The organism is Ensifer sp. R1-3 (assembly GCF_056739175.1).
Genome location: NZ_CP096516.1, coordinates 443,975 through 465,637, shown reverse-complemented (window position 1 = coordinate 465,637; position 21,663 = coordinate 443,975). Strand labels below are relative to the sequence as shown.

The window sequence follows — 21,663 nt, the reverse complement described above, 5'->3', positions numbered from 1 at the left end:
CTCAAGTGGAGCTGCTGCGGTGAAATATATTTCAGTCTAGGAAATATATTGACACGCATCCTTTCCTAGAGTTACCTGCCTCTACCGGACTTCGAGGAGGAAGAACGGACTTCACGAACACAGCGGCCGCTTCTGCGCGCCGATGCGCTTTTTGGGAGGGGCTTCGGCCTCGAGGAGGATTCTTGCGCAATTTTCTCAGCACGACCGCCATGGCGGTCCTCGCAACCACGCTTCTTGCCGGTACGGCCACCGCCGCGACAGAAAACCCGTTCCGCTGCAAGCCGGGCGAAAAATACGTCATGAACGTGATGGTATCGGGCGTCGAATACTGGTTCCCGGTCTACGAAATGTTCAAGCAGGCAGGCCAGCAATTCGGCTGCGAGACGGAATACACCGGAACGCCGGAATATGACGTCAACAAGCAGATCGCCAGCTTCGATCAAGCCTTGGCGCAGAACCCGGCCGGCATTCTGGTTCACCCCATGAACTCGGATCCGTTCATCGAGCCTATCAACCGGGCGACCGACCAGGGCACGGCGGTCGTGACCTTCGCCGCGGATTCGCCGCTGTCGAAGCGCGTATCCTACATCACCTCGGACAATACCCGCGAAGGTATCTATGCCGCCGACAAGATCGCCGAGAAGCTCGGCGGCAAGGGCGAGTATGCGGTCCTCGAAAATCCCGGCCAGGACAATCACGACAAGCGCATCGCGGCCTTCATCGCCCGCATGGAGGAGAAATGGCCCGACATGAAGCTCGTCGGCCGGGCCGCTTCCAACCAGGACCCGAACAAGGCCTATCAGGGGCTCACGAGCCTCATCCAGGCCAACCCGAATCTCGGCGCGGTCTTCATGCCTGAGGCCAATTCCGCGATCGGTGCGGCGCAGGCTAACAAGGAAACGGGCGGCAAAGTGCTCGTCATGTGCGCCGACGTCAACGCCAATATACTCGACATGATCAAGGCGGGCGAGGTCTTCGGCTCGATCAATCCTAACCAGGGCATGCAGGGCTATATGGGCTTCCTGCTGCTCTGGCTCGCCAAGCACCCCGAACTCATCGACCCTATGAACGATGCCAAGCGCTCCGGCTTCAATGCGATGAGCATCCCCGTCGTCGACAACGGGCTGTCGATTGTCACGGCCGATAACGCCGACGATTTCTACTGGGACAAGTACCTGAAACGCCGCGGTACCAAGGGCATCGAGGAATAAGATCGCATGGGCGGCCGCCTGGATCTTTGCTCCGGGCGGCCGACGAAGCGGGAGGGGAAAACGCGATGACGTCAGAGACCGTGCTGGAGATCCGCAATGTCAGCAAGCATTTCGGCGCCGTCAAGGCGTTGACAGCCGTAGACTTTCGGCTCGCACGGGGCGAAGTTCACGCGCTTTGCGGCGAGAACGGCGCCGGCAAGTCGACACTGATGAACGTCATTGCCGGCGTGCTGCAGCCGTCGGAAGGGGAAGTCCTCATCGAAGGCGCCCCCGTAAAGATCGCCTCGCCCGCGGTCGCACAGTCGCTCGGCATCGGCCTCGTGCATCAGGAGATCGCACTCTGCCCTGACGCGACGATCGCGGAAAACATGTTCATGGCGGCGACGAACCGCCGTCGCTCGGCTCTGATGAACTACGCCCAGCTGGAGCGCGACGCGCAGGCCGTGATGAATCGTCTGGCCCCGATCGACGTCAGCCAGAAGGTCGGCGACCTGCCGATCTCCAGTCAGCAGCTCGTCGAGATCGCCAAGGCACTGACGCTCGATTGCCGAGTGCTAATCTTCGACGAGCCGACGGCGGCGCTGACAGAGACCGAAGCGCAGGTGCTCTTCGGCATCATCCGCGATCTCAAGGCGCGCGGCATCTCGATCATCTATATTAGCCACCGCATGGCAGAGGTGTTCAGCCTCTGCGACCGGGTGACCGTCTTCCGCGACGGGCGCTATGTCGCGACGGAAATGGTCTCGGACGTCACTCCTGACGATGTGGTCCGGCTGATGGTCGGCCGCGAGATCAGCCAGCTTTATCCCGACAAGCAGCCTTCCTCCGAACGCCTAGGCGAGCCGATTCTTTGGGTCCGCGATCTCGGCGCCGGCGAACGCTTCCGCGACGTCAGCTTCGAGCTCCGCCACGGCGAGATTCTCGGCGTCGGTGGCCTGATCGGCTCCGGACGGACGGAAATTGCCGAGGGTATCTGCGCGCTGCGACCGGTGACGCAAGGCGAAATCCGGCTGCATGACAAGGTGCTTCGTCTACGGCGCTATTCCGACGCGGCCAAGGCCGGCGTCGTCTATCTTTCGGAGGACCGGAAAGGATCCGGCGTTTTCCTCGATCTCTCGATCGCCCAGAACATTGCCGCACTCGATCTGAAGGCATTGACCTCTCTTGGCCTGCTCAACTCCCGCGAGGAAAGAGCGCTCGCCGAAGACCTGACCCGCCGGCTTGGCGTGCGGATGGGCGGCGTCGATATGCCGGTCTCTTCGCTGTCGGGCGGCAATCAGCAGAAGGTGGCGATCGCCAAGCAATTGGCGGTCGATCCAAAGGTGATCCTGATGGACGAGCCGACGCGGGGCATCGATGTCGGCGCCAAATCGGAAATCCACCGCCTGCTGCGCGAGCTTGCCGGTGCCGGCATCGGCATTCTGGTGATCTCGTCCGAACTGCCGGAGCTGATCGGCCTCTGCGACCGCGTCCTGGTGGTGCGCGAGGGCCGGATCGCAGGCGAGGTATCGGGCAACGAAATGACCGAGGAGGCGATCATGCGGCTTGCATCCGGCATCGGCCCGGCAACCGAAACGAACTTGAAGGCATCCGGGCATGCTGCCTGAAGAAGCAGGAGACAGGGCTATGGCAGTGGATACATTGGCGGTTGTGCAAAAAACGCGCAGGCCGACATGGAAGCGGATCGGCACGATGCGCGAGGCTGGACTGATTGCGATCATCCTTTCGCTTTCAGTGATCATGAGCTTCGCCTCGCCGCACTTCCTGACTCTCGGCAATTTCCGGGCGATGCTCATGTCCTTCTCGGTCGAGGGCATCGTCGTCGTCGGCATGACGATCCTGCTGATCGTCGGCGGCATCGATCTTTCGGTCGGCTCCGTCGTCTGCTTCTCGATGGTGCTCTCGGGCTCGCTCTTTCTGATGGGAGTCGATCCCTGGACGGCGTCGCTCGTCGGGATTGCTGCCAGTGCCGCCATCGGCTGCATCATGGGCTTCTTCGTCACCGTGGTCGGGCTCAACCACTTCATTACGTCGCTTGCGGCCATGGTGATCGTGCGCGGTCTCTGCCTCGTCATCACCAAGGGCACACCGCTTTCGCTCTTCACCTTGCCGCCGGCATTCAAGGCGGTCGGTCAGGGTACTTTCTTCGGGGTTCCCTATGTGATCCTGATCTTCATCGCTGTCGTCGGCGCCTTTGATTTCCTTCTGCGCCGGGCGACCGCCTTCCGCAAGGTCTTCTATACCGGCAGCAACGAGAAGGCCGCGCTCTATTCCGGCATCAAGACGAAGGACGTCAAGTTCTGGGTGACGGTGCTGTGTGCGACACTCTCCGGCGTCGCGGGGACGATCTACATGTCGCGCTTCGGCGCCGCGACGCCGACCTTCGGCGTCGGCATGGAACTCAACATCATCGCCGCGGCGGTGATCGGCGGCGCCTCCCTGAACGGCGGCTCGGGCACGATCCTCGGCGCCATCCTCGGCATCGCCCTGCTCTCCGTCGTCACCAGCTCGCTGATCCTGCTCGACGTTTCGGTGTACTGGCAGGATATGATCAAGGGCTGCATACTGCTCGCCGCGGTTTCCATCGATCACTTGCTGCACAAGCGGAAGGCTCTCTGACATGCCGAACGCCAAACCGAAATCCATGTCCGCCCCGCGCGAAGAAATCGTCATCGCCAGGCAGATGCATCAAGCCCTGGTGCTGCACTTCCTGGAGGGCATGACGCAGGCGCAGATCGCCGACCAGCTCGGAATCTCGCATGCGACCGTCAACCGGCTCATCAAGCGCGGCCGCCAGCTTGGTCTCGTCGAGATCAAGATCAAGTCGCCGGTCGAGCCACTGGTGGAAATCGAAGAACAATTGCTGGCGCTCGGAGGTATCCGCCGCGCGGTCGTCGTGCCGACGGTCTCCGACAACCCTCAGATCGCGCTCCAGTCGGTCGGCGAAGCCGCGGCACGGCTTATGCTCGAACAGATCGCCGACGGAGATACGATCTGCATCACCGGCGGCAAGGGGGTAAGCGCCGTCGTTGCCGGCCTGCAACCCTCGCGCCGCTTTGATATCGAGGTTATCCCCGCGACCGGCTGCGTCCAGGGCAAGCACTATACCGACGTCAACCACGTCTCCACCCTGATGGCGGACCGGCTCGGCGGGCATTCCTTCCAGATACACGCGCCGCTCTTTGCCGATAGCGAAGCGGAACGGAAAATGCTGCTCGGCATGCGCTCGGTTGCCGACGTCTTCAAGCGGGCGCGCGACGCGAAGATCGCCGTGGTGGGCATCGGCTCGATCCTCTCGGACGACTCCAGCTATTACGACCTGCACCCCTCATCCAGCACCGATCGCGAGGCGATCGAGCAATCCGGAGCCTCCTGCGAACTGCTGGCGCATCTGCTCGATGATCACGGGCGCGTCTGCGGCTACGGACTCAATCGGCGTCTGGTTTCGCTGACGCTCTCCGAATTCGCTTCGATCCCGACGAAGATCGGTGTCGCAAGCGGGCCTAGCAAGGCGGGGCCGATCTTAAGCGTCATGCGCGGCAATCATCTGGACACGCTCGTCACGGATCAGGCGACGGGAGCGCGCATTCTCGAACTGGCCAAGGAAGGCGGAGAGCGTTCATGAATGGACAACAAATCATGCGGGAGATCGGCCGCTCCGGGGTCGCGGCCTCTGCGGTCGGCCTCGGCACCTGGGCAATCGGCGGCTGGATGTGGGGCGGCACGGACGAGCGGGAATCGGTCGCCGCCATCCAGGCCTCTCTGGATGCAGGCGTGACGCTGATCGACACGGCACCCGCCTATGGGCTCGGGCGGGCGGAAGAGATCGTCGGCAAGGCGCTGTCCGGGCGCCGCGACAAGGCGGTTATCGCAACGAAGTGCGGCCTCGTCTGGCACACACAGCAGGGCAATCACTTCTTCGACCAGGACGGCAGGCGGGTCCACCGCCATCTCGGCCGGGAGTCGATCTTCCACGAGGTGGAACAGAGCCTCAGACGGCTCGGCACCGACTATATCGACCTCTACATCACCCATTGGCAAGACCCGACGACACCGATCGAGGAAACCATGCGGGCGCTCGAGGACCTGCGCGCCGCCGGCAAGATCCGGGCGATCGGCGCCAGCAATGTGAACCTGGAAGAACTCCAGATCTATGTGCAGATCGGCGGTCTCGATGCGATCCAGGAACGGTTCAGCATGCTCGACCGGGAGATCGAAGCGCAACTCCTGCCGGTCACGATGGCAAACGGAGTGGCGACGCTCAGCTATTCGTCGCTCGCTCTGGGCCTTCTCTCCGGCTCGATCGGGCCCGAACGCGTCTTTTCCGGCGACGACCAGCGCAGGAACAATCCGCGTTTCTCCGTCGCAAACCGGGAGAAGGTCACGCGCTTCGCCGAAGCGATAAGGCCGATCGCGCAAGAATACGAGGGATCGATCGCCCAGATCGTCATCGCCTGGACCCTGGCGCAGCCTGGCATCACCTTCGCGCTTTGCGGCGCGCGCAATCCCGCCCAGGCGCTCGACAATGCAGGAGCCGGCACGATCCGGCTCAGCGCGGAGGCCCTCTCGGCGATCGATGCTGCGATAGCGGCCGAGCTGGCAAACATGGACAGGTAACGGACCGCCCCATGACAAGGACAGAGATTTTGGACGGGCTCCGCCAGAGCCCGAAGGTGGACGTCTGCGTCCTCGGCGGCGGCATCAATGGGCTCAGCGTCTTTCGCGAGCTCGCGCTGCAGGGGGTGCGCGTCCTGCTCGTCGAGAAGCACGATTACTGCTCGGGCGCGAGTGCCGCGCTGTCGCGCATGGTGCATGGCGGCCTGCGCTATCTCGAAAACGGCGAGTTTACGCTGGTGAAGGAGTCGCTCGTGGAGCGCGACAGGCTGCTCAGGAACGCGCCGCACCTCGTGTCGCCTCTTGCGACGACGGTTCCCGTCTTTGACATATTCTCCGGCCTTGCCAATGGCATCGTCCGCTTTCTCGGCTTGAGCCGCCGGCCGAGCCGCCGCGGGGCCATCGCGATCAAGGCCGGGCTTTCGATCTACGACTTGCTGACGCGCAAGCGGGCACTGATGCCGCGCCACCGGTTCCGCGGCCGTCGCGCGACGCTGGCGAAATGGCCGGCGCTCAACCCGAAGATATGCAGTTCCGCCACCTATTACGATGCCTGGGTGAGCCACCCCGAGCGGATCGGCATGGAGCTCCTGCAGGACGGACTGTCCGCCTCGACCGAGGCCGCGGCGCTGAACTATGCCGAGCTTCGCAGAAACGAGGCCGGCACATACATCATTGCCGACGACGTCGAGGGGGTCAGCGTGGAGATCGAGCCCAGTCTGATCGTGAACGCGACCGGTGGCTGGATCGACATCACCAATGGCGCTCTGCTGCCGCCCGACCACCGCTCCGCTCCGCTGATGGGCGGCACGAAGGGATCGCATCTCATCATCGACAATGTGCATCTGCGCGACGCGCTCGGCGATCACATGATCTATTACGAGAACGAGGACGGCCGCATCTGCATCCTTTTTCCCTATTTCGGCAAGGTGCTGGTCGGTTCGACCGACATCCGGGTCGACGATCCCGGGACGGTCAGGTGCGAGGAAGAAGAACGCGACTACATCCTGCAGTCGCTGGCCTTCGTCTTGCCCGGCATCGAGATCGGGCCGGAGGAAATCGTCTACCAGTTCTCCGGCGTGCGACCGCTGCCCGCCAGCAGCGACAGTTTCACTGGCCGCATCCCGCGTGACCATTTCTGCACCATGATCGAGAGCGCCGGCACGCCGGTACTTTGCATGATCGGCGGCAAGTGGACGACCTTTCGCTCCTTCGGCGAACTTGCCGCCGACACGGTGCTGGAACGCCTCGGCCTTCCACGCCGCGCCTCGACGGCCGACCGCGCCATCGGCGGGGGGCGGCGATTTCCGGCCGACTGCGAAAGCTGGATTGCCGCATTGGCTGCTCGCTGCGGCCTGCCGCCGCCGCACGTCGCCGAATTGTTCTCCCGCTACGGAACGGAAGCGGAGGCGCTGGCGGCTTTCATAGGCCAGGGAAGCGATGCCGCGATCCCTGGCGCCGGTCATACGATGCGGGAACTTCTGTTCCTGATCCGCAACGAGGCGGTCGAGCATCTGGACGATCTGCTCTTGCGCCGCACGACGCTCGCCATCTCGGGCACGCTCTCGCTGGCCATTCTCGACGCTGCGCTTGAACTGCTGACGGGGGAGAAGGGTTGGTCCGAGGCGCGCAGCTTGAGTGAGCGGAACCGGTGCCTTGCGCTCCTGCGAGACCGGCACGGGGTCGACGAGAAAGCCCTTGCAGCCCGAATGCCACCCCCATTGGCTAAGGCCGTCGCGGCGGGGTGATACCGCAATCTTTTGCCGTGGCCTCAGTCCAGGCTACCGCGCAACCTACGAGGAAGGAGAACTAGCATGAGAACCAATAGCAAGGTGCGGATGAACCGCCTGTTCAACCGCGGACGCTGCCTCGACGTCGCGATCGATCACGGTGTCTGCAACGAACCGTCTTTCTTGAGCGGACTCGAAAACATGGAGACCGTGGTGAAGGCACTCACCGCGGCTGCGCCCGACGCGATCCAGATGAATTACGGCCAGGCCGATCTGCTGCAAGATCTTCCCGGCAAGGACAAGCCGGCGCTCGTCATGCGCATCGACATGGGCAATCCCTATAACCGCATCCGCCACCGCGACATGTGGGCGGTGCTGCAGAACGAAGCCGAGCCGCTGATCGGGGCGCTGGCGATGGATGCGGCCTGCGTCGTCGTCAACCTGTTCATGCTTCCGGACGAACCGGATCTTTTCCGCCAATGCGTGCAGAACATCGCCCGCGTCCGGGCCGATTGCGACAAATACCGCATGCCGCTGATGATAGAGCCGCTCGTCATGCAACCGGTGACCGAGCATGGCGGGTACATGGTCGATGGCGATGCCCACAAGATCGTCACGCTGACACGGCTTGCCCGGGAGATGGGCGCCGACATCGTCAAGGCGGACCCGACCAACGATGTGGACGAATTCCACCGGGTGGTCGAAGCGGCGCGTTGCCCGGTTCTCGTCCGCGGCGGCGGCAAGGAGGATCTGAGATCCGTCCTCGACAAGTCGGCGGCCTTGATGAAGCAAGGTGCGATGGGCATGGTCTATGGACGCAACATCTATCAGCACTCCAATCCGAAAGCCGTGGTGCGCGCATTGATGGCGATCGTGCACGACAATGCGAGCGGCGAAGAGGCTTTTGCACTGTATCGTCAAAGTTGATCGGATAACGGACCTTGGGAGGGGTTCAGCATGGGAGATTATCTATTGGGCCTCGACGCCGGCAACACCGTCATCAAGGCGGTGATCTTCGACCGAAAGGGCAAGGAGATCGCTTCGGCCGCGGCGGAAGGACACAGCCGGATGCCGTACCCCGGGCATGTCGAGCGCGACCTGGACGAACTTTGGGAGAATGCCCGCCGCGTCATCCGCAGATGTATCGATGAGGCGGGGATTGACGCCGGCGAACTCGCGGCGATCGGCTGCGCCGGCCATGGCAACGGGCTGTACGCGCTCGACCATGAGGGGCGTCCGCTTCTTGGCATCCAATCGCTCGACACCCGGGCGGCGGCGCTTGTCGAAGAGTGGACGTCGCAAGGTGTCGGCGACCGAACCTATCCGATCGGCCAGCAACGGCCCTGGCCTTCGCAGACCCCCACCCTGCTCGCCTGGATGAAACGATACCGACCGGAGGTTTTCGCCAGGATCGGCACGATTTTTCTCTGCAAGGATTTCATCGTCAACCGGCTGACAGGCGCCCGCGTCAGCGACGTCTCGGACATGACCGGCTGCGGTTTGCTCAACGTCGCCGGCCGGCACTACGACCGGGAACTCATGGCAGCTTACGGGCTCTGCGAATCCATGGACCTCCTGCCGTCGCTGGTAGAAAGCGCCGAAATTGCCGGCCGCATCACCGAAGCGGCCGCGGCCGGCACGGGTCTTGCCGCCGGAACGCCGGTGGTCGGCGGTCTCTTCGACGTGGTCGCCTCGGCGATCGGCTCCGGGGTCACCCGCACGGGGGCGGCTTCGATCATTGCCGGAACCTGGAGCATCAATCAGGTGATCATCGAACGCCCGGAGCTCCAGGGACCGGTGTTCATGTCATCGACCTTCGACCGCGACCGCTACATGGCGATCGAGTCCAGCGCGACCTCCGCCGCGAACCTCGAATGGCTGGTGCGAGAGTTCTTTTCCGAGGTGCGGTCCGATGGGCGCTCGCCCTTCGACCTCTGCTGCGAGCTCGCCTCCTCAAGCGATCCGGCCTTCGACGACCCCATCTATCACCCCTATCTCTACGGCGCCCAGCAGGACGGCAGCGCGCGCGCCGGGTTCTATGGGATCGCTGGCTGGCACACGAAAGGCCACCTCGTCCGCGCGGTTCTCGAAGGTGTGGCCTTCGGACACCGCCAGCACATCGAGACGATGCGGAAAGCAGGTGCGGCCTTCGACGAGGCGGTACTTTCCGGCGGCGGCTCACGCAGCCTCATATGGCCGCAGATCTTCGCCGACGTCATCGGCGTTCCGGTCTCCGTCGCCGGCTCGCGTGAGACGGGCGCCCTGGGCGCGGCAATCGCCGCCGGCACCGGCGTCGGCATTTTCTCCGACTTCGCCGAGGGTGCGGCCGCGATGGTGAAAACCGAGCGGCACTACCTTCCGAACAGGGCTCTGGAGCCGCATTATGCCCGTAGATACGCACTTTACAGGGACATCGCGGACGTCATGACGCCGCTCTGGCGACGGCTTTCGGCAATGCAGGCCGTCACGGCGGGAGTTGCGGCGTGAACGCGCACATGAACGAGACGATCGCCGACGCGGGCAGTTACGATTTCATCGTCATCGGCGCCGGTTCCGCGGGCTGCGTGCTTGCCAACCGGCTTTCCGCCGACCCGAAAAACCGGGTCCTCTTGCTCGAAGCCGGCGGCAGCGACCGCTATCACTGGGTGCATGTGCCGATCGGCTATCTCTACTGCATGGGCAATCCGCGCACCGACTGGATGATGAGGACGGCCGCAGAGCCCGGCCTCAACGGCCGCAGCCTCCCCTATCCTCGCGGAAAGCTGCTCGGCGGCTGCTCTTCGATCAACGGCATGATCTATATGCGTGGGCAAGCGGCCGACTATGATGGCTGGCGCCAGGCCGGCAATACCGGCTGGGGCTGGGACGATGTCCTGCCCTATTTCCTGAAATCGGAGGACAACTTCCGCGGCAAGTCGCCGATGCATGGCGCCGGCGGAGAGTGGCGGGTCGAACGGCAACGTCTGTCTTGGCCGATCCTTGACGCCTTTCGCGATGCCGCCGAAGAGCTTGGCATTCCGAAGGCCGAGGATTTCAACACCGGCGATAACGAGGGATCCGGCTATTTCGAGGTAAATCAGCGCGGCGGCGTGCGCTGGAACACGAGCAAGGCCTTCCTGCGCCCCGCCATGAAGCGGCCAAATCTCCGGGTGCTGACGGGCGCCGAGACAGAGCGTCTGATCTTCGACGGCCGCCGGACGAAGGGCGTGCGCTTCCGATTGAACGGCCGCATCCAGGTGGCGCGCGCCACGCGCGAGGTCATCCTCTCTGCAGGCGCGATCAACTCGCCGAAAATCCTCGAACTATCCGGGGTGGGCCGACCGGAAGTCGTGTCCGCAGCCGGCGCAGAGGTGGTCCACGACCTCCCCGGGGTTGGCGAAAACCTGCAGGATCATCTTCAGATCCGCACCGTCTTCCGGATCGAAGGCGCGAAGACGCTGAACCAGCTCTATCATAGCATTTTTTCCCGTATCGGAATGGGCGCCGAATACATGCTGAGGCGTTCCGGTCCGCTCTCCATGGCGCCGAGCCAGCTCGGCATATTTGCAAAGAGCAGCCCGTCGGTCGCGACCGCCGACCTCGAATACCATGTCCAGCCACTGAGCACCGACCGGCTGGGAGAGCCGCTCCACAGATACCCGGCCGTCACGGTCTCGGTTTGCAATCTGAGGCCGGAAAGCCGGGGGAGCGTGCATGTCACGACAGCGGAATCATCCGCCGCGCCGGACATCCGGCCGAACTATCTGTCCACCCCCGGCGACCGGCTGCTTGCGGCACATGCGATCCGTCACGCTCGCAATCTCATGGCGACGAAGGCCATCGCAAGATTTAGGCCGGCAGAAATGCTGCCGGGCTCGGAGTTCCAAAGCGAGGATGAGCTCATCCGACGCGCCGGCGACATCGCGACGACGATCTTCCACCCGGTGGGCACCTGTAAGATGGGCAGCGATCCGATGGCGGTGGTGGACCCTTCGCTCAAGGTTCATGGTCTTGATGGCTTGCGTGTCGTCGACGCCTCGATCATGCCCAGCATCGTCTCCGGAAACACGAACTCGCCGGTCATCATGATTGCGGAAAAAGCGGCGGAGGCCATCCTCCACCGCTAGATCACGATTTCGGAACCCAGGCGAAACCGCACGCGCCGTCCTCATCCGCTCCATGTGATGGGTCTGGTTTGGATGATGCATTTCAGGAATTGGTCCCCGCATGCAGCGTGAACGTGCGGCCGGTCAACGTCAAAAGCCGCTGGAATTGACCGACGCTGCGGCCGCGCGGACCCGGATTGATCCTGCTTCAATCGTTTCGTGTGAGGCACTATCTTCATCGTGCTGGGTGCTGGACTGCGCCGCCAGCGTCGATACCAGTTCGTTCGAAGCTGGCTTTCTCATTTGACGTGTGCACCCTGAGTTTCAGGCTGGCCGACTGGCTGCTTCTCATAAACATTGGTTGCACCCCGGCCCAATGCTGATCAGCACCTGGCGTCTTTGCCTTTGGCCGACCGGGGCGGCCAAAGGCGCGCGTTCCTCCCCCGAGACTGTCAAAGCCGGTCGAGGCGCAGCATCGACGTGCTGCCTACCCATGCATCACGCCATCGGCGCGACGTTTTTTCAGCCAAGACTTCGTCGCCGCGTGCGCGATAGACCTCGCTTAGGCCGAACAGGGCCCAGCCATTGTTCGGAGCAAGGACGAGGCTCTCGAGAAAGGCATTTTCCGCCCCATCGAGATCGCCGACGCGCAACAGAGCCGCTCCGAGCGACTGACCGATCGGGTAGTACCAGTGGCGCGGCTCCATATATGAAAGGCGATCCTCCACTTTCTTTGCATCCGAGAAGGCGCGAGCGGCAGCCGGCCAATCGTCAGCCGCCTGTGCAATCCGCGCGGTAAGGACGTGCCCGGCTATTGCCAGTACGTCAGCAGCGGGCATTCCGCCGTCCTCTAGCGCATTCAAGTCAGCGGAACGGGCGATTTCGGCAATCGCCGCTCCCTCGGATCGAGCAGCATCAAGGTCACCGCGCCGAGCTTGAGCAACCCCGCGCATATAATGCCAGGCGGCATCGACGAATGGGAAGTCGCCTGTCGGACGCGCAACCGCGAGGATCGTTTCCGGATCGCTGAACTGGGCATGCGCGAATAGGGGCGCGGCCTTGATCGGCTGAACGAACGCAGGTGCAGCGCGCGCGAGCTCGTCCGAAATTACCCCTGAGAGCTTCTGCGCCGCCTCGATGGCAGTCGGCCCGTCACCGGCCATTTGTGCCGAAACCAGCAGGAAGTGGATGTTGTGTGGATAGTAGCCGCCGGCATAGAGCCCCTCAGGTGCCACCGCTTGAAAGAAAGACTCATCCGTTGCGACCGCACGGCGATTTACCGCAAGCGAATCCGCATAACGTCCGACCCGGTAGTAAATGTGAGAGGGCATGTGAACCAGATGACCGGCTCCGATATCCATCTTCGCCAGGCGATCGGCGTGCCGCTCCGCCCGCTCAGGCGTAGTCGAGGCCTCGACTACATGGATGTAAAGATGGATCGCACCAACATGGTCCGGGTTGCGCGCTAGCACCCGCTCAAGTGTCGAGATAATCACCGCAGTCTTTCCCTTCGGTTTTGCGCCGGCGTCGGTCCAGTAATCCCAAGGGTTCAGGTCCATCAACGCCTCTGCATAGAGAACGGCGATATCGTCGTCTTTCGGAAACTTGTCTGCGACTTCAGCCATGGCCTCTGCATAGGCCTGGTCAAGAACTGTACGTTCGGTGTCTGGAGCATAGCGGCGGCTCAGGGCTGCGATCAACGCTTGCTCACGCGGAGATGCATTGGGCGCCAAGGCCACGGCTTTCGCCACCGCGGCCAATGCCACAGCATTTGCGTCGGGATCCATCGGTGCGTTGATGTTCGGGCCGAGCACGAGCGCTTCGCCCCAGAAACAAATCGCGCAAGATGGGTCAAGCTCCTGAGCTTGCTTGAAGCTGCGGGCAGCCTCGGCATGGTTGAAACCGAAGCTGAGCATCATCGCTTGGTCGACGTAAGCCTGCGCTTCCTTGCTGGCGGTAGAGGCGAAGGAACGATGACCGGTTAGATTTGGCCACAGAGGCACCTGTGCGCCCTGGGTAGCTGGCGTCGGAAGCTGGTTGCCGCTGAACTGTTTCAGCTCAGTGTTCTTCGCCAGGTGGTACTTCGCGTCATGGGCAAGGGCCGGAGCGGCGGCGAAGAGGATCGCTACGGACATAGCGCTGGAGAGAAGGTGCATTTTCATGGTCACTCTCATTGTCATTCTCAATGTTTCGATCTGACAGAGACGGTGGCATTCGGCCGCTTCACTCGCTCTGGCGCCATCTGCAGGCTCGTCCAGATTTGACGAGGTATTCAATTTCGAAACGCGTCACGCCGATGTCCTTGAGGATGTAATCCGGCATTTCCTGCAGAGTGCACCCGCGTGCACGACCGCTTTGCCGGCGCCGGTGGATTGCCTCGGCCACCTGTGCCGCGCAGCTCAAGAAGGCTGTGCCTAGCGCCGTGGTCAGAATGGCCGACGGATGGATGTTGAAGGACGTCTTAGACATGGTGCTTCCCTCTTGGTCTGAGTGCCGGCCTGTCGGTGGCCACTCGCCAATGCGGCTGCTGCGACAGAGTCACCGCCTCGTTGTTCGGGATGTGGCAGCAAAGGCTCGTCCCGCGCGCGCCGTCCTCGTTCCGCCCGCACGCAATCCCGTTGTTACTTAATACCCGGAGTAAGCCACTGCGGCAGTTCCGGAAGTAACAGGGACCAACCTTGGCATCGCCTCAGCCCACGCAACCGCGCACCACTGGGTGCTCACGCCCAGTCGACGCGACGTTTCGCGCCGGAGCTGTAAGTCTTTGGCCTGTCCTCCACGCACGGAGAGCATCTGCACCGATGTACTTCCATACCATCCAACACGGCAGGTTCTTATTATCTCTGGGAAAAGGTTGGTCATCAAAGAAAGATCTAAGTAAAAGTCGTACAAACAGTACGCATCGACGGACTTGTTGATTCACCAGATTTCTACAGGATCGGCTGACGGTGAGCCCTGTGCGCTCAAACCCGAGGCATGACGTCAGGGCGCCGATCGCGGGAGACCGTTGGCCTTTCTCGGTTCAGATCAACTCTCGCGGAGCCGGTATCGCTCAGTGATCCAATCGATGAACACGCGCAAGCGGGGCGAAAGCTGACGCGTGTGCGAATAAAGGACGTGCACTGGCAGTGGCGATGGCGGAAAATCCGTTAACACTTCTACGAGCGCGCCGCTCGCAAGCTCGGAAGCAACCCGATAGCGCGGGACTTGAATGAGTCCCAGACCGGCACAGGCCGATGCGACGTTCGTCTCGGGGCCAGTCACCGTGACGACAGTTGGCAGCGTCAGCTCGCGCGCCTTGCCCGCGACGACGAATGCAAAGGGCGCAACCGAGGGCGTATCGGAGGAGAGGAGCCCCACCATTTGGTGACCGTCAAATAGGTCCTCGGGGACGTGGGGCGTGCCGAAGCGAGCGAGGTACTCAGGGCTCGCGAAGGTGCCGCGCTTCAGCTCGGCCAATTTTCGGCCGATCAGCGGGGAGTCTGCGAGATGGCCCGCGCGCACGATGCAATCATACCCCTCGCGCACGATGTCCACCGGCTGGTGGGTTTCGCTGATATGCAATCGGATATCGGGATAACGATCGAGAAAAACCTGTAGGCCAGGCAGCAGGAAATGGCGCGCCTGCGTACCGTGAACATCAATACGCAACAGGCCCGACGGACTAGCGCCGCTGAAGACGGCCTCGGCGTCTTCCAGATCGGCGATGAGTCTGACGCAGCGGTGATAGTAAGCTTCTCCATCCAAGGTGGTCCGGACGACGCGCGTGGTCCGCTGCAGCAGGCGCACGCCCAGACGCCCCTCCAACTGTTTGACGGCATCGGTAATTGTCGAACGGGGCAGTCCAAGGTCCTCCGCCGCCAGCGTGAAGCTGCGCCTTTCGGCGACGCGGGCAAAGACTCGCATAGCATCGAAACGGTCCATGGCTATTATTCGACTCTTCCGGATAGTGATGCCGGACTATGCACCATTATCCGCTTTGCGAGAAGTGTCATATTTCCGTCGTCACCTACCCGCTTCGGCGCACCACACGAAGGAAGAAGCATATGGAAACGAACAAAGTAGCGATCGTCACCGGCGCGTCGCGAGGCATCGGCGCGGCAATTGCGGCGCGTCTAGCGAGTGACGGCTTCACGGTCGTCATCAACTACGCCGGCAAAGCCGCTGCCGCTGAAGAAGTTGCCGGAAAAATTGAGGCGGCTGGCGGCAAGGCGCTAACGGCGCAAGCCGATGTGAGCGATCCGGCGGCCGTCAGGCGCCTGTTTGCCACGGCGGAGGAAGCTTTCGGCGGAGTCGATGTCTTGGTCAACAATGCCGGCATCATGCCTCTCACCACTATTGCGGAAACCGGTGATGCGGTCTTCGACCGGGTCATCGCTGTAAACCTGAAAGGCACGTTCAACACCCTGCGCGAGGCGGCGCAACGCCTGCGCGTAGGAGGTCGCATCATCAATATGTCGACCAGCCAGGTTGGGTTGCTGCACCCGAGCTACGGCATCTACGCCGCCGCGAAGGCCGGCGTCGAGGCTATGACGCACGTGCTGTCGAAGGAATTGCGCGGCCGCGACATCACAGTCAACGCCGTAGCGCCCGGACCGACTGCTACTGACCTGTTTCTCGAGGGCAAGTCGGACGAGGTCAGGGACCGCTTTGCGAAGCTCGCGCCGCTCGAGCGGCTCGGCACTCCGCAGGACATAGCGGGTACCGTCGCCTTCCTCGCAGGACCGGACGGTGCCTGGGTCAACGGCCAGGTGCTGCGCGCCAATGGCGGCATCATCTGACGCGTCCTTAAACTCCAAGGCGCCCTGGCGCGATCCGCCCGCGACTGGGCACGCTGGGGTCCAGGATACGACTCCCAAGGCATCAACAAACGCACATCAAGTGAGGACCGCACCATGTCGAAGAAAATCATTCTGATCACCGGGGCATCGAGCGGCTTCGGGCGCCTGACTGCCGAGGCCCTCGCTGGAGCCGGCCACCGGGTATACGCCTCGATGCGAGACATTGTTGGCCGCAACGCGTCCAATGTTGAAGCTATAGCCGGCTTTGCTAGGGACAATGACGTTGACCTGCGCACCCTGGAGCTCGACGTCCAGTCGCAGGTTTCGGTAGACAGGGCCATCGATCAGATCATTGGCGAAGACGGACGCATCGACGTTTTGATACACAATGCCGGCCACATGGTGTTCGGACCCGCCGAAGCATTCACGCCAGAGCAGTTCGCCGAGCTTTACGATATCAATGTACTGAGCACCCAACGCGTCAACCGGGCGGCGCTGCCGCACATGCGCCGGCAAAAGCATGGGCTTCTCATCTGGATCTCAAGTTCAAGCTCGGCAGGCGGCACGCCGCCTTATCTTGCCCCTTACTTCGCCGCCAAGGCGGCCATGGATGCCATCGCTGTGCAGTACGCACGTGAGCTGTCGCGTTGGGGCATCGAGACGTCGATCATCGTGCCCGGTGCCTTCACGAGCGGCACCAATCACTTCGCCCATTCCGGCGTACCGGACGACCACGCCCGCCAGGCCGAGTATGAAGCCGGCCCGAATGCCGGTCTCGGCGAAGAGATCAAGAAGGCTTTCGCCGCGATCGTACCGCCGGACGCCGATGTGTCACTGGTTGCCGATGCCATTGTTCGGGTTGTGGGCACCGCGTCCGGCAAGCGTCCGTTGAGGGTGCACGTCGACCCGGCCGAAGACGGCGCCGATGTGGGATTCAGCGTTCTGGACCGGCTTCGCGCTGAGATGCTCCACCGGGTCGGCCTCTCCGATCTACTAAAACCCAGGTCCCTTGCTTGAAACTGGCCGCAACCGGGTTCAGAACGACGGCCTGACTGACATCAGCACACCGGAAGCTGGAGCGATACTGAGCCGGGGTCAAAGAACGGATAGGCGGCGGTCTCATTTGGCCACCTGTTCGATAGCGGTTGCGGACCGAGATCCTGCTGGGCAATTCCTCGGGGCTAGCACTTCCATTACCAACGCAGCCGCAGGGTAATCCGCGCACGTTTCGCGCACCTCGCCAGACCGTGAGAGCTGGAACTCCACTCCTTTCTTGGAGTTCTTACCGTCATGTTCGCTCTCAGGCTCGCACTCAGAATAAAGGACGCGGCGTACGAAATGAATCCAGAAAGGTGGACGCATCTGTGTGTAGATATGCAGCGCATGTTCGCCGAGGATACTCCTTGGCAAGTTACATGGATGCCGAAGGTATTCGACCAGGTTGTTGAAATTGCAACCCGGTTTCCGGAGCGCACGATATTCACGCGTTTTGTGCCGCCGTCCGCTCCTGAGGAACTGCCAGGCATGTGGCGGGCGTACTACGAGAAATGGCCGATGATGACGACCACCCAACTTGATCCGGTTTTGGTGGATCTGGTTCCGGACCTGAAAAGACTGGTTCCGCCAGCGCGCATTTTTGACAAAAGGACCTACTCGCCCTGGACGAATGGTCGCCTGCATAGCGCCTTACTTCATCAGGATATCGGCACACTGGTCGTAACAGGAGGCGAGACGGACATCTGCGTGCTGGCCGCGACGCTTGGGGCTATCGATCTCGGCTACAAGGTTATCCTGCTGAAGGACGCGGTATGCAGTGCGACCGATCAAACGCACGATGCATCGCTGGAACTTCTCAGCAAGCGCTTCTCAGTTCAAGTGAAGGTTATGAACACCGAGGAATGGTTGTCGTCATTTTAAAGCCTGCGCGAAACGAGCAGCGCGGTGTTCAAGGACGAGCCGGCTGGCGATAGTCTTGCTGCTTGCGGTCCGTAGCGCATTTTCGATGCGAGCGAGGTTGGCTGTTGCGAAGGTCCTCGGACGAGACCGACATTCGTCGTGCCGATTCTGTCTATGTCTCACCGGAACCTAAGCAAACTGTGCGCCGGAGATGCTGAACGGTATTGACGGCAGTGTTGCGGCACGACCGCCGTCCGGCGAGCCGATCAGCCGGCTGAGCGGGTCTCCTCAAGCTGTGTTACACTCCGGTTCATCGCTTCAATGGAGTGGTCCCATGGGCATAACGTTTCCGAACGAAAGTTCGAACTATCGCACTGCTCGCGACAAGCTGCTGCAGCGAGAAGCAGCACTCAGGCGCGAAATGGAAGCTGTAGCCGCAGAGATCCGAGCACTCCCCCCGCGGGGTCGTTCCCGAGGACTATGAATTCGACCACATCGACGGAAAAGGGAGACCGGCGAAGGTGCGACTCTCCGAACTGTTTCGGCCCGGTACCGATGTCTTGATCCTCTACCACTATATGTTCCCACGCCATCGCGGCGATAAGCGGCCCAAACCGAGCAGCGGGCCGATGGAAGAGCTGCCGATTGAAGACGGGCCGTGCCCCTCTTGTACTGCCCTCCTGGACAACTGGGAGGGAGCGGTGCCGCACGTAGAGGGTCTGGGAGCAAACATTGCGGCTGTTGCAAAGGCGCCGATAGAGCAGGTTGCGGCCTTTGCGGCTCATCGGGGCTGGCGCAATCTGAAGCTTCTTTCTGCGGCGAACAATAGCTTCAAACGCGACTACCACGGCGAGGACGCGGAAGGCCAACAATTGCCGATCCTCACCGTGTTTCACAAAGGCGCGGACGGGCTAATTAGGTTGAGCTGGGCTTCTGAACTGTTGTTCTTGCCTGCCGATCCGGGGCAAGATCCACGACATTTGGGCACTGTTGAGCCGATGTGGACCCTCTTGGACCTCACTCCGGGAGGGCGGCCTAGTACCGACGAACAGTTCGAATACCAAGGCTAGAGCGATTCCAGGAAAAGTGCGTAGCGGTTTTCCGTCCGGAATTACGGAAAAACAAGTGCCCCCCACCCCGCGGATCACCCACGCGGAGTGGCCAGCCCCTGCCCGCCCTCACGACACGCGCGAGCGCGCCACGTCGTTCACTCCCTCCGGGTCCGGCGCCTGGCCGTAGCTCATGCGCCGCATCTGGGCGATCACCCGCTCCATTTCGTCGTCCGGCAGTATGGGGGGCTCGCCGAGCGTCAGGGCCTGGACATAGATCCGCGACAGCGTCTCTACCTCGATCGCAAGCCACAATGCCTGTTCCAGCGTTTTGCCGAGCGATATCTGGCCGTGCTGCCCGAGCAGGCATGCAAGGCGGTCTTTAAGCGCGAGGAGCGCGTTGTCCGACAGGGCCTGCGTGCCGAAGGTCGCATATTCGGCGCAGCGGATCGTCGTGCCGCCGGCAATCCCCGTCATGTAGTGAAAGCTCGGAATGGTCTTGTGATGGCAGGCAAGTGTCGTCGCGTAGATCGAGTGGCAATGCAGGACCACGTCGATATCCGTGCGCGCGCGCAGAATGTCGCGATGGAAGCGCCACTCCGATGAGGGTCGATGGCCCACATAGGTGCCATCGAAGCCCATTTCCACCAGGTCGTCCGGCTGCATCGTGTCATAGGGCATGGAGGACGGCGTGATGAGGAAGCCGTCATCGGTGCGGACGGAAAGATTGCCGGCCGTGCCCTGGTTGATGCCGCTCGAATTCATCCGCCGGCAGATGTCCACCATTTCCCGCCGGAGTGCCAGCTTGTCCGTCTCAGTCTCAGCCATGAAGATTTCCTTCCGTGTTCTCGAATTTATCTCTGTTGCCCCGCATTGCTCGGGCGACCGCGCGCCAATCGGCGGCATAGCGGGAAAGGTCGGGATTGAGCCGCGCAAGATCGATGGACTCGCTGAGGGCAAGCGGCGCCGGCTTCTCGCGCGTCTCGTGACCGGCCAGCAGCGCCGCGCCGGCGGCAACACCATAGGCGTCGAGATTGAAGCGCACCTGACGCTCGGGAAGCAATGCCGCAACGACGCCCGCATAAAGAGGATCGCGCAGGAAGCTGCCGTCGAGCACGACAAGGCGATCCGCGGAAAGCGCCTCGATGCATTCCACCGTCAGCAGCGCACAATAGAGGAGCGCCAGGGCCTTGCGCTCCATTGCCGTCTCGGCATCAGGTCCAAGGATGCGCCCGCTTCCGGCGCTGCCGGGGAAAAGACCATCGTCGTCGCCGAAGGAGGGCGCCGCGATGGTCCGCTGCGCAACCAGACGCCCGAGGACCTCGATGGGGGCGTCGTCCGTCGGCGGATTGGAACCGGCGATATGGGAGAATTCCCGTCCGCCCATGGTCAGTATCCCGCCGAGGCGGTTTCCGAAAACGTCGCTGTTGAGCGTCATGCCCCGGTGCTCGTCGAGACGCTCGATTGGTGTCGAGCGTGAAAAGCCGACGATCCAGGTGCCCGTCGAGATCACCGTGAAATCCCGCAGTCCCGCGGCGTGATACCGATAATGATTTAGGCTGCTGTCGTGGCCGCCGGCCAGCACGCGCATTTCTGCCGGCAGTCCGAACCTCCGGACGAGTTCGGGCCGGATCCATCCAATCGTCTGCCAGGCCTTCGAGAATGGCGGCATCAGCCGCTCCCAGCCGCGGGCACTAACGATCGGTGAGAAGCGCCTTTCGGCGACATTCCAGAGATGCGACTGTGCCCCGAGAAAGCTCGCTTCCGACGCGGCGACGCCGGAAAGCCGCCAGGCCCAATATTGCGGCAGGCCGAGATACCAGCGGGATTTCCCAAAAGCATCCGGTTCGCGCTCCTCCATCCAATAGAGTTGGCGGGCCTGATGGGTCGCGCCATGCATGGTCGCGCTGCCGCGGTCGAGAAACGTACCGGCCAACGGGCTATAGCCGTCGCGGATATCCGGTGGCAATGGCTGTTCGTAATCGATCATCGGGAGGGCGGCGCCATCGCCGACGTCCGGATCCGCACCCGTCAAAACGCCGCCCGAGCCGTGCCCCGCCGCTACGACGGCAGCAAGACCGTGGCGCCGCGACAGAACCGCCAGCGTCTCGAAAACCCATCCGCCCAGCCTCGTGAGGTCGTGGTGGCGCCAGGGCGGTCCGGGGAGGACGGGATTTGGGACGCTGATCGTTTCGACCAGCGTCCCGTCGGCTGCAACCGCGCTCAGCTTGACATTGGTCTTGCCAACATCGAGGACCGCGACCGGAGCCGCACCGCTGTCTCGATCGTTCATCGCA

Annotated in this window: 18 protein-coding genes and 1 pseudogene; 14 read left to right on the top strand and 5 right to left on the bottom strand. The window is 62.4% G+C overall.

The window, feature by feature from the left end:
* Positions 1 to 182 precede the first annotated feature (182 nt).
* From M1D43_RS19515 to M1D43_RS19470, 10 genes are all read left to right on the top strand, one after another.
* The gene (locus M1D43_RS19515; protein WP_127625180.1) at positions 183 to 1,211 is read left to right on the top strand and encodes a substrate-binding domain-containing protein; all 1,029 of its coding nucleotides are present in this window, start codon (positions 183 to 185) and stop codon (positions 1,209 to 1,211) included.
* A gap of 65 nt (positions 1,212 to 1,276) precedes the next feature.
* Positions 1,277 to 2,818: a sugar ABC transporter ATP-binding protein gene (locus tag M1D43_RS19510; RefSeq protein ID WP_498814417.1), complete on the top strand. Its 1,542-nt coding sequence runs from the start codon at positions 1,277 to 1,279 to the stop codon at positions 2,816 to 2,818.
* 19 nt (positions 2,819 to 2,837) lie between these two features.
* On the top strand, positions 2,838 to 3,830 hold the full coding sequence (locus tag M1D43_RS19505; RefSeq protein WP_122103455.1) for an ABC transporter permease: 993 nt from the start codon (positions 2,838 to 2,840) through the stop codon (positions 3,828 to 3,830).
* 1 nt (position 3,831) lies between these two features.
* Complete coding sequence (locus tag M1D43_RS19500) at positions 3,832 to 4,836, top strand: sugar-binding transcriptional regulator (protein WP_015008513.1); 1,005 nt, start codon at positions 3,832 to 3,834, stop codon at positions 4,834 to 4,836.
* Positions 4,833 to 5,828, top strand: coding sequence for an aldo/keto reductase (locus M1D43_RS19495; protein ID WP_318852788.1), 996 nt, complete (start codon positions 4,833 to 4,835; stop codon positions 5,826 to 5,828). Before M1D43_RS19500 ends, M1D43_RS19495 begins: the two co-directional genes overlap by 4 nt.
* Positions 5,829 to 5,839: 11 nt before the next feature.
* Complete coding sequence (locus M1D43_RS19490) at positions 5,840 to 7,573, top strand: glycerol-3-phosphate dehydrogenase/oxidase (protein WP_498814415.1); 1,734 nt, start codon at positions 5,840 to 5,842, stop codon at positions 7,571 to 7,573.
* Positions 7,574 to 7,639: 66 nt separating this feature from the next.
* Positions 7,640 to 8,482, top strand: coding sequence for a class I fructose-bisphosphate aldolase (locus M1D43_RS19485; RefSeq protein ID WP_498814414.1), 843 nt, complete (start codon positions 7,640 to 7,642; stop codon positions 8,480 to 8,482).
* 30 nt (positions 8,483 to 8,512) lie between these two features.
* Complete coding sequence (locus M1D43_RS19480; RefSeq protein WP_498814412.1) at positions 8,513 to 10,042, top strand: FGGY-family carbohydrate kinase; 1,530 nt, start codon at positions 8,513 to 8,515, stop codon at positions 10,040 to 10,042.
* An 8-nt stretch (positions 10,043 to 10,050) separates the two neighbouring features.
* The gene (locus tag M1D43_RS19475) at positions 10,051 to 11,661 is read left to right on the top strand and encodes a GMC family oxidoreductase (protein WP_498814507.1); all 1,611 of its coding nucleotides are present in this window, start codon (positions 10,051 to 10,053) and stop codon (positions 11,659 to 11,661) included.
* Between the two features lie 100 nt (positions 11,662 to 11,761).
* Complete coding sequence (locus M1D43_RS19470; RefSeq protein WP_498814410.1) at positions 11,762 to 11,947, top strand: hypothetical protein; 186 nt, start codon at positions 11,762 to 11,764, stop codon at positions 11,945 to 11,947.
* A gap of 145 nt (positions 11,948 to 12,092) precedes the next feature.
* On the opposite strand, the gene M1D43_RS19465 is transcribed toward M1D43_RS19470, so the two are convergent.
* From M1D43_RS19465 to M1D43_RS19455, 3 genes are all read right to left on the bottom strand, one after another.
* Positions 12,093 to 13,814 carry a tetratricopeptide repeat protein gene (locus tag M1D43_RS19465; RefSeq protein ID WP_498814506.1) on the bottom strand — a complete coding sequence of 574 codons (1,722 nt, stop codon included), beginning with the start codon at positions 13,812 to 13,814 and terminating at the stop codon, positions 12,093 to 12,095.
* A gap of 49 nt (positions 13,815 to 13,863) precedes the next feature.
* The gene (locus M1D43_RS19460; RefSeq protein WP_015243329.1) at positions 13,864 to 14,109 is read right to left on the bottom strand and encodes a DUF1127 domain-containing protein; all 246 of its coding nucleotides are present in this window, start codon (positions 14,107 to 14,109) and stop codon (positions 13,864 to 13,866) included.
* 558 nt (positions 14,110 to 14,667) lie between these two features.
* Positions 14,668 to 15,564, bottom strand: coding sequence for a LysR family transcriptional regulator (locus M1D43_RS19455; RefSeq protein WP_027989199.1), 897 nt, complete (start codon positions 15,562 to 15,564; stop codon positions 14,668 to 14,670).
* A 122-nt stretch (positions 15,565 to 15,686) separates the two neighbouring features.
* Between M1D43_RS19455 and M1D43_RS19450 the strand changes: the two genes are divergently transcribed.
* The 4 genes and pseudogenes from M1D43_RS19450 to M1D43_RS19435 all read left to right on the top strand — a co-directional run bounded on the left by M1D43_RS19450 (position 15,687) and on the right by M1D43_RS19435 (position 19,387).
* On the top strand, positions 15,687 to 16,421 hold the full coding sequence (locus M1D43_RS19450; RefSeq protein ID WP_015008520.1) for an SDR family oxidoreductase: 735 nt from the start codon (positions 15,687 to 15,689) through the stop codon (positions 16,419 to 16,421).
* 114 nt (positions 16,422 to 16,535) lie between these two features.
* Positions 16,536 to 17,438 carry an SDR family oxidoreductase gene (locus M1D43_RS19445; RefSeq protein WP_027989197.1) on the top strand — a complete coding sequence of 301 codons (903 nt, stop codon included), beginning with the start codon at positions 16,536 to 16,538 and terminating at the stop codon, positions 17,436 to 17,438.
* Positions 17,439 to 17,759: 321 nt separating this feature from the next.
* Complete coding sequence (locus M1D43_RS19440; protein ID WP_014530694.1) at positions 17,760 to 18,338, top strand: cysteine hydrolase family protein; 579 nt, start codon at positions 17,760 to 17,762, stop codon at positions 18,336 to 18,338.
* 313 nt (positions 18,339 to 18,651) lie between these two features.
* Positions 18,652 to 19,387: pseudogene (locus tag M1D43_RS19435) on the top strand (DUF899 family protein).
* 108 nt (positions 19,388 to 19,495) lie between these two features.
* On the opposite strand, the gene M1D43_RS19430 reads toward M1D43_RS19435, so the two are convergent.
* Positions 19,496 to 20,194 (bottom strand): class II aldolase/adducin family protein, encoded by a 699-nt coding sequence (locus M1D43_RS19430; protein WP_088202744.1) that lies wholly within the window; start codon positions 20,192 to 20,194, stop codon positions 19,496 to 19,498.
* The gene (locus M1D43_RS19425) at positions 20,187 to 21,659 is read right to left on the bottom strand and encodes an FGGY-family carbohydrate kinase (RefSeq protein WP_088202745.1); all 1,473 of its coding nucleotides are present in this window, start codon (positions 21,657 to 21,659) and stop codon (positions 20,187 to 20,189) included. The genes M1D43_RS19430 and M1D43_RS19425 overlap by 8 nt, the downstream gene beginning before the upstream one ends.
* Between the last annotated feature and the right edge of the window lie 4 nt (positions 21,660 to 21,663).

Bases quoted from the DNA above. Each gene is read 5' to 3' on its own strand.
- M1D43_RS19510 (WP_498814417.1), top strand. From the start codon at position 1,277: ATGACGTCAGAGACCGTGCTGGAGATCCGCAATGTCAGCAAGCATTTC.
- M1D43_RS19505 (WP_122103455.1), top strand. From the start codon at position 2,838: ATGGCAGTGGATACATTGGCGGTTGTGCAAAAAACGCGCAGGCCGACA.
- M1D43_RS19500 (WP_015008513.1), top strand. From the start codon at position 3,832: ATGCCGAACGCCAAACCGAAATCCATGTCCGCCCCGCGCGAAGAAATC.
- M1D43_RS19495 (WP_318852788.1), top strand. From the start codon at position 4,833: ATGAATGGACAACAAATCATGCGGGAGATCGGCCGCTCCGGGGTCGCG.
- M1D43_RS19490 (WP_498814415.1), top strand. From the start codon at position 5,840: ATGACAAGGACAGAGATTTTGGACGGGCTCCGCCAGAGCCCGAAGGTG.
- M1D43_RS19485 (WP_498814414.1), top strand. From the start codon at position 7,640: ATGAGAACCAATAGCAAGGTGCGGATGAACCGCCTGTTCAACCGCGGA.
- M1D43_RS19480 (WP_498814412.1), top strand. From the start codon at position 8,513: ATGGGAGATTATCTATTGGGCCTCGACGCCGGCAACACCGTCATCAAG.
- M1D43_RS19475 (WP_498814507.1), top strand. From the start codon at position 10,051: ATGAACGAGACGATCGCCGACGCGGGCAGTTACGATTTCATCGTCATC.
- M1D43_RS19470 (WP_498814410.1), top strand. From the start codon at position 11,762: ATGCAGCGTGAACGTGCGGCCGGTCAACGTCAAAAGCCGCTGGAATTG.
- M1D43_RS19465 (WP_498814506.1), bottom strand. From the start codon at position 13,814: ATGAGAGTGACCATGAAAATGCACCTTCTCTCCAGCGCTATGTCCGTA.
- M1D43_RS19460 (WP_015243329.1), bottom strand. From the start codon at position 14,109: ATGTCTAAGACGTCCTTCAACATCCATCCGTCGGCCATTCTGACCACG.
- M1D43_RS19455 (WP_027989199.1), bottom strand. From the start codon at position 15,564: ATGGACCGTTTCGATGCTATGCGAGTCTTTGCCCGCGTCGCCGAAAGG.
- M1D43_RS19450 (WP_015008520.1), top strand. From the start codon at position 15,687: ATGGAAACGAACAAAGTAGCGATCGTCACCGGCGCGTCGCGAGGCATC.
- M1D43_RS19445 (WP_027989197.1), top strand. From the start codon at position 16,536: ATGTCGAAGAAAATCATTCTGATCACCGGGGCATCGAGCGGCTTCGGG.
- M1D43_RS19440 (WP_014530694.1), top strand. From the start codon at position 17,760: ATGAATCCAGAAAGGTGGACGCATCTGTGTGTAGATATGCAGCGCATG.
- M1D43_RS19430 (WP_088202744.1), bottom strand. From the start codon at position 20,194: ATGGCTGAGACTGAGACGGACAAGCTGGCACTCCGGCGGGAAATGGTG.
- M1D43_RS19425 (WP_088202745.1), bottom strand. From the start codon at position 21,659: ATGAACGATCGAGACAGCGGTGCGGCTCCGGTCGCGGTCCTCGATGTT.